Genomic DNA, 15,416 nt, shown 5'->3' on the forward strand with positions numbered 1-15,416 from the left:
GTCAGGCCTCCTTCGAGAGGTGGGAGAGCAGGTCGGTGCGGGTGATGACGCCGACGGGCTTGGCGTCCTCGAGCACGAGCACGGCGTCGGCCGACCGCAGGGCCGTGCGCAGCGCATCCACCGACTCGGTCACGCCCAGCTGCGGCAGGCGCGCCCCGAGGTGCGCCGAGACGGGGTCGGCGAGCTGCGCCTCCTCGGCGAACACCGCGTCGAGCAGCGAGCGCTCGTCGACGGCGCCGGCGACCTCGCCGACCACGACCGGCGGCTCGGCCGTGAGCACGGGCAGCTGGCTGACGCCGAACTCGCGCATGATCTCGATCGCGTCGTGCACCGTGTCAGTCGGGTGCGCGTGCACGAGGGCGGGGAGCGCACCTGCCGCGCCGGTGCGGGCCTTGCCGGTCAGCACATCGCGCACGGTCGTGCCGCTGTCGGGTCCGGCGAAGCCGTAGGAGCGCATCCAGGCGTCCGAGTAGACCTTCTGCAGGTAGCCGCGGCCGGAATCCGGCAGCAGCACCACGACGACCGCGTCGGCGGGCAGCCCCTCGGCGACGCGCAGCGCAGCGACCACGGCCATGCCGCTCGAGCCGCCGACCAGCAGGCCCTCCTCGCGGGCGAGGCGGCGGGTCATGGCGAACGACGCGGCGTCGTCGACGGCGATGACCTCGTCGACGACGCTCGGGTCGTAGTTGCCGGGCCACATGTCCTCGCCCACGCCCTCGACGAGGTAGGGGCGGCCCGTGCCGCCGGAGTAGATCGACCCCTCGGGGTCGGCGGCGATGATGCGCACGCGCTCGCGCTCGGCCGCGCCGCTGCCGGGCCCCGCGCCATCCGCTCGCCCCTCGCCCGCCGAGGACACGCGGCGCAGGTACCTGCCGGTGCCGGTGATCGTGCCGCCGGTGCCGGCGCCTGCGACGAAGTGCGTCACCCGGCCATCGGTGTCGCGCCAGATCTCGGGGCCGGTGCTCGCCTCGTGGGCCGCGGGCGCCGCGGGGTTGAAGAACTGGTTGGGCTGGAAGGCGCCCTCGATCTGCTCGGTGAGGCGGTTGGCGACGCCGTAGTAGCTCTCGGGGCTGTCGGGCGCGACCGAGGTCGGCGTGACGACGACCTCTGCACCGTAGGCGCGCAGCGTGGCCCGCTTGTCCTCGGAGACCTTGTCGGGGCACACGAAGACGCAGCGGTAGCCCCGCTGCTGGGCCACGAGCGCGAGCCCGACGCCGGTATTGCCGCTCGTCGGCTCGACGATGGTGCCGCCGGGGCCGAGCAGGCCCTTCGCCTCGGCGTCCTCGATCATCGCCGCCGCGATGCGATCCTTGACCGAGCCGCCCGGGTTCATGAACTCGACCTTCGCGAGCACGGTCGCGGCGATCCCCTCGGTGACCTTCGACAGCCTGACGAGCGGGGTGTCGCCGATCGTCTCCACGATCGACTCTGCGTAGCGCATGGGGCCTCCTGCCTTGCCGCACGAGCCTATCGCCGCGCCGTCGCGCGCCTCCGGCATCATGGGGTGGTGGATGCGCGCAGGGAGCTCGTGGTCGAGCTCGTGCTGCGATGCGTCGAGCTGGTCCCCGCGGGGCGCGTCGCCTCCTACGGCACCATCGCCGAGATCTGCGGCATCGGTCCCCGGGAGGTCGGCGCCGTCATGCGCCACTGGTCCGACGGACTGCCCTGGTGGCGGGTGACGAACCACTCGGGCGACTTCGCCCCCGACCTGCTCGAGCGGGCGCTGCCGCACTGGCAGGAGGAGGGCATCGCCGTGAAGCCGAGCGGGCGCGGCTGCCGCTACCGCGATCACGCGGCCGACGTGCAGGAGCTCGCCCAACAGTGGCGGGAGGCGACCGCCGACCTGCCGAGCCTCGTCGCGGTCGCGCGCAGCGCATCCGTCTGACGCACGAAGGACGGGCGGCCCCGATGGAGCCGCCCGTCCGCACGAGTCGTGAGACCCGCTGCCTCCTACTGCTCGGTGAGCGGCGCGAGGTCCTCGTTGTCGGCGTAGGCCTCAGCGGCGTTCGCCTGCGTCACGATGACCGGCTCGAGCAGGTTCGCGGGCACCTCGACGGCGCCGTTGTCCGACGTCGCGGTGGTCGTGGGCTCCTCGCCCGCCTGCAGCGCCTGTGCCATCTCGATGGCCGCGGCGACGAGCGCGCGGGTGTCCTTGTAGATGGTGGAGTACTGGTCTCCGGCGACGATCGACTGCACCGACTCGACCTCGGAGTCCTGGCCCGTCACGACCGGCACGTCGCGCCCGTCGTTCTGCACCGAGGTGAGGATGGCGCGAGCGAGGTTGTCGTTCGGGGAGAGCACGCCGTGCAGGTCCTCGCCCTGGTACGAGTTCTGCAGGATCGTGTCCATGCGGTTCTGCGCGTTCTCCGCAGCCCAGTCCTCGGTCGCCGTCTGCTGCACCGAGGTCTGCTCCGAGACGACCGTCAGGGTGCCGTCGTCGATCTTCGGCTGCAGCACGCTCATCGCGCCGTCGAAGAAGACCGCCGAGTTCGAGTCGTCGGCCGAGCCCGAGAAGAGCTCGATGTTCCAGGCCTCCTGGTCGCCGAAGCGCTCCTCGAGGCCGTCGAGCAGCGACTGCGCCTGCAGCTCGCCCACGTGGTAGTTGTCGAACGCCACGTAGTAGTCGACGAGCTCGCTGTTCTGGATCAGGCGGTCGTAGGCGATCACCGTGATGTCGGCTGCGTCGGCCGCCTCGAGCTGCGTCGCGAGCTGGTTCGTGTCGGCAGCGCCGACGATGATGACCTCGGCACCGGCCGAGATCATGCTCTGGATCTGCTGCTGCTGGTCACCGACCGAGTTCGACGAGCCGGCGTACTGCACGTTGCCCGTGAAGCCCGCCTCCTCGAGGCCGTTCGTGAACAGGTCGCCCGCGAGCACCCAGTTCTCGCTCGTGCGGTCGGGCAGGGCGACGCCGATCGTGGCGTCGGCGGCGAAGCCGCCCGCTGCAGCGGCGGTCTCGCCGCCTTCGGCGGCCGTCTCTGCGGGGGTCTCTGCGCGGCCGCAGCCGGTCAGCGCGATGCTGACGGCGGCGATGCCGGCCAGCGCCGCGAAGGTGGTCTTCTTCATGAGTGCTCCTGGTGTTCGGTGGGGGTGTTCGAGATGAGTGGTGCGGATGCGGTGGTCACGACGAGACGGTCAGGCCGTCTCGGTCGCGTCCCCGCGTGAGTCCGCGCTGCAGCAGCGCGATGATCGAGAAGCGCCCCTGGCGCTTGTTGAGCACGTCGATGGCGACGGCGATCAGCAGCACGAGGCCCTTGATGACCTGGATCCAGTCGGAGCCGGTGCCGACCGCGAAGAGGCCGTTCGACAGCACTGCCATCACGAGGCCGCCGATGATGCTGCCGGCGACCGTGCCGATGCCGCCCGCGACCGCCGCGCCTCCGATGAACACGGCGGCGATGGCGTCGAGCTCCCAGCCGTTGCCGTCCGCGGGGCCGGCTGACTGCGAGCGAGCGATCCACATCATGCCCGCGACCGATGCGAGCACCGACATGTTGGCCATGACGAAGAAGTCGATCCAGCGCGAGCGCACGCCCGAGAGCTCTGCTGCACGGCGGTTGCCGCCGACCGCGTAGATGTGGCGGCCCAGGGTCGTGCGCTGGGTGAGGAAGCCGTAGACGAGCACGAAGGCGACCAGCAGCAGGCCGGAGAGCGGGAAGCTCGTGCCGGGGCGGCCGCTGGCGAACAGCAGCGCGGCGGCGATGATGACGCCCGCGACCAGCACGAGCCGCGTGATGAGCACCCAGGTCGGTGCGACGGGGGCTCCCATGCGCGCTCGGCGCGAGCGGGCGCGCAGCTCGAACACGACGACCGCGACGATGGCCGCGGCGCCGAGCAGCAGCGTCAGGTTGTTGTACCCGGTGTTGGGTCCGACCTCAGGCAGGTAGCCCGCGAGCGCGGAGACGAAGCCGGGGTCGACGCCGATGCCGCGCGACTGCCCGACGAGCTGGTTGAGGCCGCGGAACATGAGCATGCCGGCGAGCGTGACGATGAACGCGGGCACGCCGACGAACGCGACCCAGAAGCCCTGCCAGGCGCCGATCACGAGCCCGAGGCCCAGGCCGAGCAGGATGCTCAGCCCCCACGGCAGGCCCCAGTCGTTCATCGAGATCGCGACGACGACGCTCGTGAAGGCGGCGACAGAGCCGACCGAGAGGTCGATGTGCCCGGCGATGATGACCATCACCATGCCGATCGCGAGCAGCAGGATGTAGGACTGCGACTGCACGATGTTGATCACGTTGCCCGGCGCGAGCGTGGTGCCGCTCGTGGCGATCTGGAAGGCCAGCACGATCACGATGAGCGCACCGAGGATGCCGAACTCCTTGAGCGAGCCCTGCTTGCCGAACAGCATGCTGAACTCCGTCAGGAACCCTCGGCGCTCTGCCACTCGTTCGGTCATGCGTCGTCACCCTTCGTCGGCGCCATGCGGCGCATGAGCATCTCCTGGTCGGCATCGGCGGCACGCAGCTCGCCCGTGATGCGACCTTCGAAGATCGTGTAGATGCGGTCTGCCAGGCCGAGCAGCTCTGGCAGCTCGGAGGAGATGAGGATCACGCCCTTGCCGGCATCCGCCAGCTCGCGCACGATCTGGTAGATCTCGCTCTTCGCCCCCACGTCGATGCCGCGAGTGGGCTCGTCGAGGATCAGCAGGTCGGGGTCGGTGAACATCCACTTCGCCAGCACGACCTTCTGCTGGTTGCCGCCGGAGAGCGTGTCGACGCCCTGCTCGACGCTCGGCGACTTGATGCGCAGCGTCTGGCGGTACTCCTCCGACACGCTCGACTCCTGCAGCGCGTCGACGACGCCCGCGGGAGCGATCTTCGACAGCTTGGCCGAGACGATCGAGCGCTTGATGGTGTCCAGCAGGTTGAGCCCGAGCGCCTTGCGGTCCTCGCTCACGTACGCGATCCCGTGGCCGATCGCCTCTGGCACGGAGCGCACCTTGATCTCCTTGCCGTCCTTCAGGATCGTCCCGCCGAGCCAGGTGCCGTACTGGCGACCGAAGATGCTCATCGCGAGCTCGGTGCGGCCGGCGCCCATCAGGCCGGCGAAGCCGACGATCTCGCCGCGACGCACGGTGAAGCTGGAGTTCTTGGCGACGAGCCGCTCGGCAGAGAGCGGATGCTGCACGGTCCAGTCGCGCACCTCGAAGAAGGTCTCGCCGGCGGTGTGCCCGCGCTCCGGGAACCGCTGCCCGAGCGTGCGGCCGACCATGCCGCGGATGATGCGGTCCTCGTCGACGCCGCCTGCGGCAATGTCGAGCGTCTCGATCGTCTTGCCGTCGCGGATGATGGTGATCGCATCCGCCACCTGCTCGATCTCGTTGAGCTTGTGGGAGATCATGATGGACGTCACGCCCTTGGCCTTCAGGCCCACGATCAGGTCGAGCAGGTGCTGCGAGTCGGTCTCGTTCAGCGCCGCGGTGGGCTCGTCGAGGATCAGGAGCTTGACGTCCTTCTCGAGCGCCTTGGCGATCTCGACGAGCTGCTGCTTGCCGACGCCGATGTGCTTGATGGGCGTGTCCGGATCCTCGCTCAGGCCGACGCGGGCGAGCAGCTCGGTCGCGCGCATGCGCACGGTGTCCCAGTCGATCGCGATGCCGCGACGCGGCTCGTTGCCGAGGAAGATGTTCTCGGCGATCGAGAGCTCCGGCACCAGCGCGAGCTCCTGGTGGATGATGACGATGCCGGCGCGCTCCGACTCGTTGATGCTGCTGAACGCGACGGGCTCGGCCTGGTAGACGATCTGGCCGCTGAACGTGCCGTGCGGGTAGACGCCGGAGAGCACCTTCATCAGCGTCGACTTGCCGGCACCGTTCTCGCCGCAGATCGCGTGGATGGTGCCCTTGTGCACCTCGATGCTCACGTCGTCGAGGGCGCGCACGCCGGGGAACTCCTTCGTGATGCGCTGCATCGACAGGATCACCGGCTCAGCCACCCTTGGCTCCCTCCATCGACCGCCGCCATCGACGGATCGCGGATCAACCTACGCTGGCGGATGGGTCGCGTCAAGTCATGAACGCAATCTCAGCAGACGCGATCGTCAGATGAACGCGTTGGCGCGCGCCGTCTGGCGAGCGAGCGTGACCGCACCCAGCACCTCTGCCCGCGAGCCGAGCGACGACCCGACGACCTGCGTCGTCGTCACGAGCGCGTGCAGCGCGAAGCGCCGGAAGCCCTCGCGCACCGGCTCCAGCAGCAGCTCGCCGACCTCGGCGAGCGGCCCGCCGACGACGACGACGGATGGGGCGAGCAGGTTCGAGAGGTTGGCGACCGAGCGCCCGATCGCGACGCCGGAGTCGGCGACGACGCGACGCGTCGCGAGATCGCCCTCGATGGCCTGGCGCACGATGTCGGCGGTCGTGATGGGCCTGCCGAAGGCCTCGGAGAGCGACTGCGCCATGACGCGCACGGACGCGAGGGTCTCGAGGCAGCCCCTGCTGCCGCACACGCACAGCGTGCCTCCCGGCTCGACCTGCACGTGCCCGAGCTCGCCGGCGATCCCGAAGGCGCCTCGATGCAGCCGGCCGCCCAGCACGAGCCCGCAGCCGATGCCCGTGCCGATCTTGACGAAGATCAGGTCGTCGACGTCGGCGTAGGGGCCGAAGGCGCGCTCGGCGATCGCGCCGAGATCGGCGTCGTTCGCCACCTCCACGGGCATGCCGAAGGCCTCGCCGATGCGGTCGCGCGTCACGCCGTCCCACTCCGGCAGGATCGTGTGCCCGACGATGGCGCCTGAGCGCAGGTCGATCGGGCAGGGCACGCCGACGCAGATCGCCGCGACGTCGTCGCGCCGCAGCCCGGCCCCTCGCAGCAGCTGATCGAGCCGGTCGACCGCGATCGCGAGGCTCTCGTCGGCACGGTGCCCGGCGGGCAGCACCACCTCGTCCTCGATGAGCACCATCGGATCGTCAGCCGCGACGGCGATGCGCACGTGCTGCCGACCGAAGTCGACCCCGACGACGGTGGGGCCCTCGGCGCGCTCGAGGGTCACGAGGCTCGCGCGCCGCCCCTGGTGCACGGTCGGAGCGGTGGAGACCGCGCCGCGCTCCCGCAGCGCTCGCACGATGTTGGAGACGGTCGCGTGCGCGAGGCCGGTGCGCTCGGCGATCTCCGACTGGGTCGCCGGCGAGTCGCGCAGCGCCTGCACGACGCGCGCCTGGTTGGCGGCGCGCAGCGCGCCCTGGGAGCCGGGGCTGCGTCGGGTTGCCATTGGGCAATGGTGACGAGCCGCCCCCTTGTTGTCAAGAAATGAACGCGAGACCGGACGTGCGGACGCGCTCGGCGGGCCCGCCGAGCGCCGTCGGTGCGGTCAGCGCGCCGCCTGCTGCGCGAAGAGCGCGGCATAGGTGCCGGCCTGCGCGAGCAGCTCGTCGTGCGTACCCCGCTCGACGATGCGGCCGGCATCGATGACGAAGATCACATCGGCGTCGCGGATCGTCGACAGCCGGTGCGCGATCGCGAGCGTCGTGCGGCCGCGCGCGGCCTCGTCGAGCGCCGCCTGCACCACGCGCTCCGAGACCGTGTCGAGCGCGCTCGTCGCCTCGTCGAGCACGAGCACGGCGGGATCCTTGAGCAGCACCCGCGCGATCGCGATGCGCTGCTTCTCGCCGCCCGAGAGCCGGTAGCCGCGCTCGCCGACGATCGTGTCGTAGCCGTCGGCAAAGCGGTGGATGGTGTCGTAGATGCTCGCTGCGCGCGTCGCTGCGTCGAGCTCGGCGTCGGTCGCGTCGGGCTTGGCGTAGCGCAGGTTGTCGGCGATGGATGCGTGGAACAGGTAGGGCTCCTGGCTCACGATGCCGATGTTGTCGGTGAGCGCAGAGGTGTCGATCTCGCGCACGTCGACGCCCGCGAAGCGCACGGCTCCCCCGGTGACCTCGTGCAGTCGCGGCAGGAGGTATCCGATCGTGGTCTTCCCAGCCCCCGAGGGCCCGACGAAGGCGGCGAAGGTGCCGGGCTCCAGGGAGAACGAGACGCCGTCGAGCGTGTTCGGCTCGCTCGCCTGCGCATCCGGATAGCGGAACTCCACCGCGTCGAACTCGACCTCCCCCAGGCGCGACGCGTCCGGCTGCACGGGCTCCGCGGCCGGCACGATCGACGGCCTCAGGTCGAGGTACTCGAAGATGCGCGCGAACAGCGCCGAGGAGGTCTGCAGGTCGAGCGCCACCCGCAGCAGGCCCATGAGCGGCATGAGCAGGCGCGACTGCACCGTCGTGAAGGCGACGAGCGTGCCAGCGGTGACCCCGACATCCCCGCCCGTGATCAGGTAGCCCGCGATCACGTAGATCACCGCGGGCAGGATGGAGATGAAGATCGAGACGAGCGCGAAGAACGTCTGGCCGCTCATCGTCAGCCGCACCTGCAGCCCGATCTGGCGGTCGTTCTCGTCGCGGTAGCGGCGCGACTCGTCGGTCTGACGACCGAACACCTTCGCGAGCAGGATGCCGGAGACCGAGAGGGACTCCTGCGTGATGGCCGTCATCTCGCTCAGGGACTCCTGCGTCTCCGTCGCGATGCGCGCGCGCACCTGCCCGACGCGGCGCTGCAGGATGACGAGCAGCGGCGTGAGCAGCACGGCGGCGATCGTGAGCTCCCACGAGAGGATCAGCATCGTCACCAGGCTCGAGAGCACGGTGACGGTGTTGCCGACGACCGAGGAGATCGTGTTCGAGAGCACGTTCGCGACGCCGCCGACGTCGTTCTGCAGGCGCGACTGGATGACGCCCGTCTTCGTGCGGGTGAAGAAGGCCAGCTCCATGCCCTGCAGCCGGTCGAAGAGGCTGTTGCGCAGCTCGCCCATCACGCGGTTGCCGACTCGCGAGGTGAGCCAGGTCTGCCAGATGCCGAGCAGGCTGGCAGTGATCCAGAGCGCCACCATGACGGCCACCAGCGTCCACAGCAGCCGCAGGTCGGGCCCGCCCTCGGGCGGGAAGAGCGCCTCGTCGAAGACGCGCTGCGTCAGCAGCGGCGGGAAGACCGAGACCGCGGCGACGACGAGCACGAGGGCGATCGTGAGGGTGATCTGGCCGCGGTGCGGCGCGAAGAGTCCGAGGATGCGCTTGCCGAGGTCGGGCACGCGGGGTGCTGTCGCGTTCGCCTCGCGCTGCGCGGATTCATCGCGCATCGCCACCCGGCCGCCGCGGCCACCGCCCATCCCCATGCTCATGGGCCAACCGTAGCGGCGCCCACCCCGCCGATGCCGCGCGCCGGCCAGCGAGGCTCAGCGGTCGACGGCGCCGGCATCGCCGGCCCGGAACCCGCGGCCGCGCTCGTCGAGCGCCTCACGCAGGATGCGCACCGCCTTCGGCCCCACACCGTGGACCGCGAGCAGCTCTGCCTCGCGCATCCCGGCGACCTGATCGAGCGTCGTGACGCCGATCGCGAGCAGCGCGCTCGCGGCCGGCCGGCCGATCTTCGGCAGGTCACCCACCTGCTCGGGCAGGCCTCGCGTGCTCATGCGCACAGCCTCCCACCGGAGCATCCCCGCGCACGACGAAGGGCCGCACCCTCGCGGGTGCGGCCCTTCGTGCTGGATCGAGCGGTCTTACTTGACCGTGACCGTCGCGCCGGCCTCTTCGAGGTCAGCCTTGGCCTTCTCGGCGTCCTCCTTCTTCGCGCCCTCGAGCACGTTGGCGGGAGCACCGTCGACGAGGGCCTTCGCCTCGCCGAGGCCAAGCGACGTGAGCGAGCGCACGACCTTGATGACCTGGATCTTCGCCGAGCCGGCAGCCTCGAGGACGACGTCGAACTCCGTCTGCTCCTCAGCCTCCTCAGCAGCAGCGCCACCGGCGGCGGGTGCCGCGGCGACCGCGACCGGAGCCGCAGCGGTGACCTCGAAGGTCTCCTCGAATGCCTTCACGAACTCGCTGAGCTCGATGAGCGTGAGCTCCTTGAACTGCTCGAGCAGCTCGTCAGTCGACAGCTTTGCCATCGTCTTCTCCTTGTTTCTGGTACCGACCGGGCCTTATTCGGCCGCGGACTCCTGCTTCGCACGCAGCGCGTCGACCGCGCGAGCGGCCTGGGCGAGCGGTGCGTTGAACATGTATGCAGCGCCGAACAGCGAGGCCTTGAAGGCTCCTGCCAGCTTGGCCAGCAGCACCTCCCGCGACTCGAGATCGGCGAGCTTGTTGACGTCCTCGGTCGTGAGCGGGTTCCCGTCGAAGAAACCGTTCTTGACCACGAGCGCCGGGTTCGCCTTGGCGAAGGCACGCAGCTCCTTCGCGACGGCGACAGGGTCGCCGTGCACGAAAGCGATCGCCGACGGGCCGACGAGCGAATCGTCGAACGCCGTGATTCCGGCGTTGTTGGCAGCGATCTTGCTGAGCGTGTTCTTCACCACGGCGTACGTCGCGTGCTCACTGATCGATCGGCGCAGCGTCTTCATCTGGCCGACGGTGAGACCGCGGTACTCGGTCAGCAGGACGGCGTTCGAGGTCTCGAAGAGGTTCGAGAGCTCGGCGACCGATGCTTCCTTGTTCGCCATGGTGCTCCTTGCATCGTTGCTGGCTGCCCTGGCCCGCACATGAAAATGAGCTCCGGCGACAGCGCGGGAGCTCGGTCCTCGACGGGACTCTTGCACCTGCGCGGGCCGACGCTCTCACGAGCAAGCCTTCGGTTGTCGCGCACCTTTCGAGCACGCGCCAACGACCAGCGGTCTTTGGTATGCGGCAAGACTACGGCACGACGGATGCGCGGCGCAAGCCGGTCACTCGGCCAGCGGCGCGTCGGTGGCCGCCGAGGGCGCCCCGGCCTCCGCCTGCCAGAGCGGCAGCCGCACTTCGAAGGCCGTCCTGCCCGGCTCGCTCTCCAACCGGATGCTGCCCTGGTGCGCGTCGACGAGCGCCTGCACGATGGCGAGGCCGAGGCCCGACGATCCGGTCGCGCGCGAGCGGCTGGAGTCGCCGCGAGCGAAGCGCTCGAAGACCGTCCGCTGCAGCGGCTCCGGTATCCCCGGGCCCGCATCCACGATGTCCAGCACCGCATCCGCCCCCTCGGTGCGCAGGTGCACGTCGATCGCGGTGCCGTCCGGCGTGTGCACGCGCGCGTTGGCGAGCAGGTTGGCGACCACCTGCTGGAGGCGCAGCTGGTCACCGGCGATCACGAGCGGCTCCTCGGGCAGCTCGAGCGAGATCGGATGCGCGGGCCCGGCCGCCTGCGCATCGGCGACGGCCTCGACCACCATGAGCGAGAGGTCGACCTCGTCGCGCTCGAGCTCGCGCCCCTCGTCGAGCCGGGCGAGCAGCAGCAGGTCGTCCACGAGCGCCTGCATGCGGTGCGCCGCGGCCTCGATGCGCTCGAGCGATGCCCGCGAGTCGCCGCTCAGGTCGGTGTCGTGCTTGCGCGTGATCTCTGCGTAGCCGCGCACGGCCGCGAGCGGGGTGCGCAGCTCGTGCGAGGCGTCGGCGACGAACTGCCGCACCCGCTTCTCGCTGAGGGCGCGGGCCTCGAAGGCCTCCTCGATGTGCTTGAGCATCCGATTCATCGACTCCTGCACGCGGCCGACCTCGCTCGCGGGCTCCTCGATGCGCACCCGGTTGGTCAGCTGCGCGTCGCCGGATGCCAGCGGCAGCTGCGAGATGCGCTCCGTCGTCGCGATGACCGCGGTGAGCGGGCGCAGCGCCCGGCGGATGATCCAGTCGCCCAGCAGCAGCACGACCGTGACCGCCGCGATGGCCGAGACGGCGATGACGAACGCCAGCGCGGCCAGCGTCTGGTTCGTGTCGAACAACGAGATGCCGACGATGACGCGCGAGCCGCCCACGTCCGTCGCGATCACGCGGAACGCGCCGTGGGTCGGGAGCGAGACGGTGAGCGGAGCGTCGCTCGCCACCCTCACCAGCACGGACTCATCCTTGGCCGCGAGCGCCTGCCGGGTGACCCGGGTGATCAGCACGTCGGAGACGAGGACGCCATCGGTCTCGATCGCGTACAGCGTGCCCGAACCGCCTGCGCGCGGATCGACGCGCGCGGTTCCGGACTGCTCGACCTGCTGCGCCGTCTGCGCGGAGATCTCCCGCAGCTGCTCGTCGACGCGCGTCTCGAGCACGACGCGCATCGTCATGACGCTCGCGATGGCGACGGCAGCCGTGAGCGCCGCGAACAGCAGCGCGACGACGACCAGCAGCCGTCGGCGCAGCGACCATGACGAGGGGTTCTGGATGCGCCGGCCCAGCTGGGCCGCCGACGCCGCGGCCTGGCTCACGCCAGGGTGCCCGAGCCCGTCACTCGGCCGCGCGCAGCTGGTAGCCCACGCCGCGCACGGTGTGGATCATGGGCGGGCCGAGCGTGTCGATCTTCTTGCGCAGGTACGAGATGTAGAGCTCGACGACGCTCGCGCGGCCGCCGAAGTCGTAGGACCACACGCGGTCGAGGATCTGCGCCTTCGAGAGCACGCGGCGCGGGTTGCGCATCAGGTAGCGCAGCAGCTCGAACTCGGTGGCGGTGAGGTCGACCTGCTGGCCGCCCCTGCGCACCTCGTAGGAGTCCTCATCCATCATCAGGTCGCCGACCCAGAGCACGCTCGACTCCTCGGCGGCGGTCGCGGTGCGGCGGATCAGGCCGCGGAGGCGCGCTACGACCTCCTCGAGGCCGAAGGGCTTCGTGACGTAGTCGTCGCCGCCCGCCGTGAGTCCCGCGACGCGGTCGTCGAGCGAGTCCTTCGCGGTCAGGAAGAGCACCGGCACGTCGAAGCCCGCGGAGCGCAGGCGCTGGAGCACGGTCAGCCCGTCGATGTCGGGGAGCATGATGTCGAGCACGACGGCATCGGGACGGAACTCGCGCACGGCCTGCAGTGCCTGCTGGCCGTTCGCGGCGGTCTTGACGTCCCATCCCTCATACTTCAGGCCCATGGCGACGAGGTCGGCGAGGCTCTGCTCGTCGTCGACGACGACGACGCGGATGGGCGAGCCGTCCTGGCGGGTGAGGCGCGGCTGGGCACGCAGCTGCTGCTGAGCGGTATCGGTCATGCCATCCATTTCGCCAGAGTCTCCTATGCGTGCGAGCCAAGCCATCCTATGCGCTTGCTGTGCGCTTGCTTTCCCCGTTCGAGCCGCCGCGCCGCGACCGCGTCGTGCTCGCACCGTGGGACGATGGATGGATGGACCTGCAGCTCGACATCTTCGGTGATCTCGCCGAGGAGTCGACCGCGGTGCGCACCAGGCCCACGGTCTCCTTCGCGCCGACGCGCGATGTCGCGACGGCCCCCGCCGCGCGGGTCGCGGCGACGCCCGTGGCGGTCGCGCAGCCAGCAGCGCCAGCACGCATGACCGCCGCGCCGGCGCCTGTCGCCGGGACCGCGACCTCCGTGCTCGAGCGCGGGACGACATCCGCCCCCGGCATCGTGATCGCGGGCCACGTGCACCGCATCGTGGCGCGCTCGAGCGATCGCATCGCCTGGCTGCGCGCCCGCTCGCAGGGCGTGACTGCGACCGACGCCGCGAAGCTCAGCACGCCGCGCTCGATCGCCACGGTCGCGCGCGACAAGTTCGCGCTGCGCGGCTTCACCGGCAACGCCTTCACCGACCACGGCAGGGCGCGCGAGCCGCACATCGCCAGCTGGGTGCACGACCACTTCTCGCTCTCGCCCTCGGACGCGCTGTTCCACTCGGTGCCCGATCGCCGGCACCTCGCGACGCCCGACTGCATCAGTGACGACGGCTCGGTGCTCGCCGAGATCAAGACCACCTCGAAGCCCTTCGAGCGGATCCCGAAGTCCTACCTGCGGCAGATCTGGTGGCAGCAGTACGTGCTCGGCGCCGAGCGCACGCTCTTCGTGTGGGAGCAGCACGACGAGTTCGTGCCCGTCGGGCCGCCGCGGCACCAGTGGGTCGAGCGCGACGAGGATGAGATCGCCGCGCTGGTCGATCGCGCCGAGCAGCTGCTCGAGCTGCTGCGCGGCTGATGCTGCTCGCGCTGCACGGGCTCGGGTCCGACGCGAGCGCGATGCGCGGCTACCTCACCGGCGCCGTGCCGCCCGGCGTGCAGGTGCTCGCACCCGATCTGCGCGCGCACGGGGCGAACCCGCTCATCGGCGAGCCCGACGACTTCGCCCTCGAGGCGATGGCCGACGAGATCGCGCGCGAGCTGATCCGGGTCGGCGACGGCTCGCCCGTGTCGATCGTGGGCGTCTCGCTCGGCGCGGCGCTCGCATCGATCATCGCTCGCTCGGGCCGCTTCCCCCTCGACCGCATCGCGCTCGTGCGGCCGGCGTTCACGACCGAGCCGCTGCCACCGAACCTCGCGATCTTCCCGCTGCTGGGCCGCCTGCTCGAGGAGCCCCGCCCGCAGCGCGTGCTCGCGCAGCTGCGCGCCTCCGGGGCGTGGCGCGGCATCGCGCACGAGTCGCTCGCACACGCCCGCGCGATCGAGGCGCAGGTGACCCAGCCGCGGGCGGCCGAGCAGCGCATCCGCTTGCTCGAGATCCCGCGGAACGTGGCCTACCGACCTGGTGCGCTGCGCATCCCCGCACCGACCGTGGTGCTCGCGAGCCCGCGCGACCCGGTGCATCCGCTGCACGTCGCCGAGGCGTGGCGGGACGAGCTCGGCACCCGGATGCTGGTCTCGCCAGCGCGGGACGACGGCGAGGAGGCGATGATGCGCTGGTTCCAGCAGCAGCTCGGCAGCTTCCTGGTGGGGATCCGCTAGCCGCGCGAGGCGACGCCGGAGCCGGCGGCCGCGCGCGCAGGCTCGACGCGCGGCGTCCGCTGCGGCAGGCAGTGCACGACCGCCATCACCATCAGCCACAGCAGCCCGATCGCCGCCGCGATGTACTCGAGGGTCGAGCCGATGTCGGTGTTGCCGCGCGCGAGCGAGATGATGCCACCGGTCGCCGCGATGACGCCGACCGCGAGCCCGCAGATCGTCGACAGGCGCGCCACCCATCGCTCGCGCGCCGTGGCGAACTGCAGCATCGCCAGGCAGCCTGCGGCGAACGCCAGCACGGCCGCGACGATGTGCACCCAGTCGCGCCACTGCGCCGCATCGGTGAGCAGCGAGGGGCAGCCCATCGAGCACGGCACGGCGGCCGCGACCAGGAAGAGGGCTCCTGCGGCCACGAGCGCGGCAGCGGGCGTCATGCGGCGCAGCAGCGGCAGCCGCGACCGCACGTCGCGCAGCACGACGGCGACGAGCAGGATGCCGCCCGCCACGAGCACGAAGCCGATCTGGAACTGCGCAGCCGTCGGCATGCCGAGGGCCCCGAGCTCGGAGATGTAGAGGAAGCGATCCGCAGCCGCCCGCGCCTGCCCGATGACCACGGCGCCCGCGATGAGGCAGACGGATGCGATGGTCGCGACGACGGCGTCGACGAACGAGAGGCGCTGGAGCACATGAGCACTGTATCCGCGAGGCACGGCGCGTCATGCGCCGTCATCCGGACATCTGCCCGTCACACGCCTGCGCTACGGTCGAGGCGAT

The 15,416-nt window shown here is 70.9% G+C and carries 15 protein-coding genes; 3 read left to right on the forward strand and 12 right to left on the reverse strand.

The window, feature by feature from the left end; genetic code table 11:
• Window position 1 precedes the first annotated feature (1 nt).
• Entirely contained in the window at window positions 2-1,441 is a 1,440-nt protein-coding gene (locus BQ6202_RS09950; protein ID WP_072314313.1) for a cystathionine beta-synthase, read from the reverse strand.
• A gap of 66 nt (window positions 1,442-1,507) precedes the next feature.
• Between BQ6202_RS09950 and BQ6202_RS09955 the strand changes: the two genes are divergently transcribed.
• Window positions 1,508-1,885, forward strand: coding sequence for an MGMT family protein (locus tag BQ6202_RS09955; RefSeq protein WP_234946186.1), 378 nt, complete (start codon window positions 1,508-1,510; stop codon window positions 1,883-1,885).
• A gap of 65 nt (window positions 1,886-1,950) precedes the next feature.
• Here the strand turns inward: BQ6202_RS09955 and BQ6202_RS09960 are convergent, their stop codons facing one another.
• The 10 genes from BQ6202_RS09960 to BQ6202_RS10005 form a co-directional block, all read right to left on the reverse strand.
• Window positions 1,951-3,066, reverse strand: a complete 1,116-nt coding sequence (locus tag BQ6202_RS09960) for a substrate-binding domain-containing protein (protein ID WP_072314315.1) — start codon at window positions 3,064-3,066, stop codon at window positions 1,951-1,953.
• A 55-nt stretch (window positions 3,067-3,121) separates the two neighbouring features.
• Window positions 3,122-4,369 carry a multiple monosaccharide ABC transporter permease gene (mmsB, locus tag BQ6202_RS09965; protein WP_442855777.1) on the reverse strand — a complete coding sequence of 416 codons (1,248 nt, stop codon included), beginning with the start codon at window positions 4,367-4,369 and terminating at the stop codon, window positions 3,122-3,124.
• A gap of 29 nt (window positions 4,370-4,398) precedes the next feature.
• A complete protein-coding gene (gene mmsA / locus BQ6202_RS09970) occupies window positions 4,399-5,916 on the reverse strand; it encodes a multiple monosaccharide ABC transporter ATP-binding protein (protein WP_200792279.1) in 1,518 nt (505 codons plus the stop codon).
• A 129-nt stretch (window positions 5,917-6,045) separates the two neighbouring features.
• Window positions 6,046-7,215: an ROK family transcriptional regulator gene (locus BQ6202_RS09975; RefSeq protein WP_072314317.1), complete on the reverse strand. Its 1,170-nt coding sequence runs from the start codon at window positions 7,213-7,215 to the stop codon at window positions 6,046-6,048.
• 99 nt (window positions 7,216-7,314) lie between these two features.
• Window positions 7,315-9,168: an ABC transporter ATP-binding protein gene (locus BQ6202_RS09980; RefSeq protein WP_072314318.1), complete on the reverse strand. Its 1,854-nt coding sequence runs from the start codon at window positions 9,166-9,168 to the stop codon at window positions 7,315-7,317.
• A gap of 54 nt (window positions 9,169-9,222) precedes the next feature.
• Window positions 9,223-9,459: a helix-hairpin-helix domain-containing protein gene (locus BQ6202_RS09985; protein ID WP_072314319.1), complete on the reverse strand. Its 237-nt coding sequence runs from the start codon at window positions 9,457-9,459 to the stop codon at window positions 9,223-9,225.
• Between the two features lie 87 nt (window positions 9,460-9,546).
• Complete coding sequence (gene rplL, locus BQ6202_RS09990) at window positions 9,547-9,933, reverse strand: 50S ribosomal protein L7/L12 (RefSeq protein WP_072314320.1); 387 nt, start codon at window positions 9,931-9,933, stop codon at window positions 9,547-9,549.
• Between the two features lie 33 nt (window positions 9,934-9,966).
• On the reverse strand, window positions 9,967-10,485 hold the full coding sequence (gene rplJ, locus BQ6202_RS09995) for a 50S ribosomal protein L10 (protein ID WP_072314321.1): 519 nt from the start codon (window positions 10,483-10,485) through the stop codon (window positions 9,967-9,969).
• Between the two features lie 222 nt (window positions 10,486-10,707).
• Window positions 10,708-12,204: a sensor histidine kinase gene (locus tag BQ6202_RS10000; RefSeq protein WP_083587190.1), complete on the reverse strand. Its 1,497-nt coding sequence runs from the start codon at window positions 12,202-12,204 to the stop codon at window positions 10,708-10,710.
• Between the two features lie 19 nt (window positions 12,205-12,223).
• The gene (locus BQ6202_RS10005) at window positions 12,224-12,967 is read right to left on the reverse strand and encodes a response regulator transcription factor (protein ID WP_072315096.1); all 744 of its coding nucleotides are present in this window, start codon (window positions 12,965-12,967) and stop codon (window positions 12,224-12,226) included.
• Between the two features lie 131 nt (window positions 12,968-13,098).
• On the opposite strand from BQ6202_RS10005, the gene BQ6202_RS10010 reads away from it, so the two are divergent.
• Together BQ6202_RS10010 and BQ6202_RS10015 are read left to right on the forward strand one after the other, a co-directional pair.
• Window positions 13,099-13,902 carry a YqaJ viral recombinase family protein gene (locus BQ6202_RS10010; RefSeq protein WP_327021589.1) on the forward strand — a complete coding sequence of 268 codons (804 nt, stop codon included), beginning with the start codon at window positions 13,099-13,101 and terminating at the stop codon, window positions 13,900-13,902.
• Complete coding sequence (locus BQ6202_RS10015; protein ID WP_072314322.1) at window positions 13,902-14,645, forward strand: alpha/beta fold hydrolase; 744 nt, start codon at window positions 13,902-13,904, stop codon at window positions 14,643-14,645. The genes BQ6202_RS10010 and BQ6202_RS10015 overlap by 1 nt, the downstream gene beginning before the upstream one ends.
• Here the strand turns inward: BQ6202_RS10015 and BQ6202_RS10020 are convergent.
• Window positions 14,642-15,328 (reverse strand): DUF998 domain-containing protein, encoded by a 687-nt coding sequence (locus tag BQ6202_RS10020; protein ID WP_072314323.1) that lies wholly within the window; start codon window positions 15,326-15,328, stop codon window positions 14,642-14,644. The two genes, BQ6202_RS10015 and BQ6202_RS10020, sit on opposite strands and share 4 nt — an antisense overlap.
• Window positions 15,329-15,416: the final 88 nt, after the last annotated feature.

Source organism: Agrococcus sp. Marseille-P2731 (assembly GCF_900117395.1).
Lineage (GTDB): Bacteria > Actinomycetota > Actinomycetes > Actinomycetales > Microbacteriaceae > Agrococcus.

Excerpts from the sequence above, each read along its gene's own strand:
- BQ6202_RS09950 (WP_072314313.1), bottom strand. The coding sequence starts at position 1,441 with ATGCGCTACGCAGAGTCGATCGTGGAGACGATCGGCGACACCCCGCTC.
- BQ6202_RS09960 (WP_072314315.1), bottom strand. The coding sequence starts at position 3,066 with ATGAAGAAGACCACCTTCGCGGCGCTGGCCGGCATCGCCGCCGTCAGC.
- mmsA (WP_200792279.1), bottom strand. The coding sequence starts at position 5,916 with ATGCAGCGCATCACGAAGGAGTTCCCCGGCGTGCGCGCCCTCGACGAC.
- BQ6202_RS09975 (WP_072314317.1), bottom strand. The coding sequence starts at position 7,215 with ATGGCAACCCGACGCAGCCCCGGCTCCCAGGGCGCGCTGCGCGCCGCC.
- BQ6202_RS09980 (WP_072314318.1), bottom strand. The coding sequence starts at position 9,168 with ATGAGCATGGGGATGGGCGGTGGCCGCGGCGGCCGGGTGGCGATGCGC.
- BQ6202_RS09985 (WP_072314319.1), bottom strand. The coding sequence starts at position 9,459 with ATGAGCACGCGAGGCCTGCCCGAGCAGGTGGGTGACCTGCCGAAGATC.
- rplL (WP_072314320.1), bottom strand. The coding sequence starts at position 9,933 with ATGGCAAAGCTGTCGACTGACGAGCTGCTCGAGCAGTTCAAGGAGCTC.
- rplJ (WP_072314321.1), bottom strand. The coding sequence starts at position 10,485 with ATGGCGAACAAGGAAGCATCGGTCGCCGAGCTCTCGAACCTCTTCGAG.
- BQ6202_RS10005 (WP_072315096.1), bottom strand. The coding sequence starts at position 12,967 with ATGACCGATACCGCTCAGCAGCAGCTGCGTGCCCAGCCGCGCCTCACC.
- BQ6202_RS10010 (WP_327021589.1), top strand. The coding sequence starts at position 13,099 with ATGGACCTGCAGCTCGACATCTTCGGTGATCTCGCCGAGGAGTCGACC.
- BQ6202_RS10015 (WP_072314322.1), top strand. The coding sequence starts at position 13,902 with ATGCTGCTCGCGCTGCACGGGCTCGGGTCCGACGCGAGCGCGATGCGC.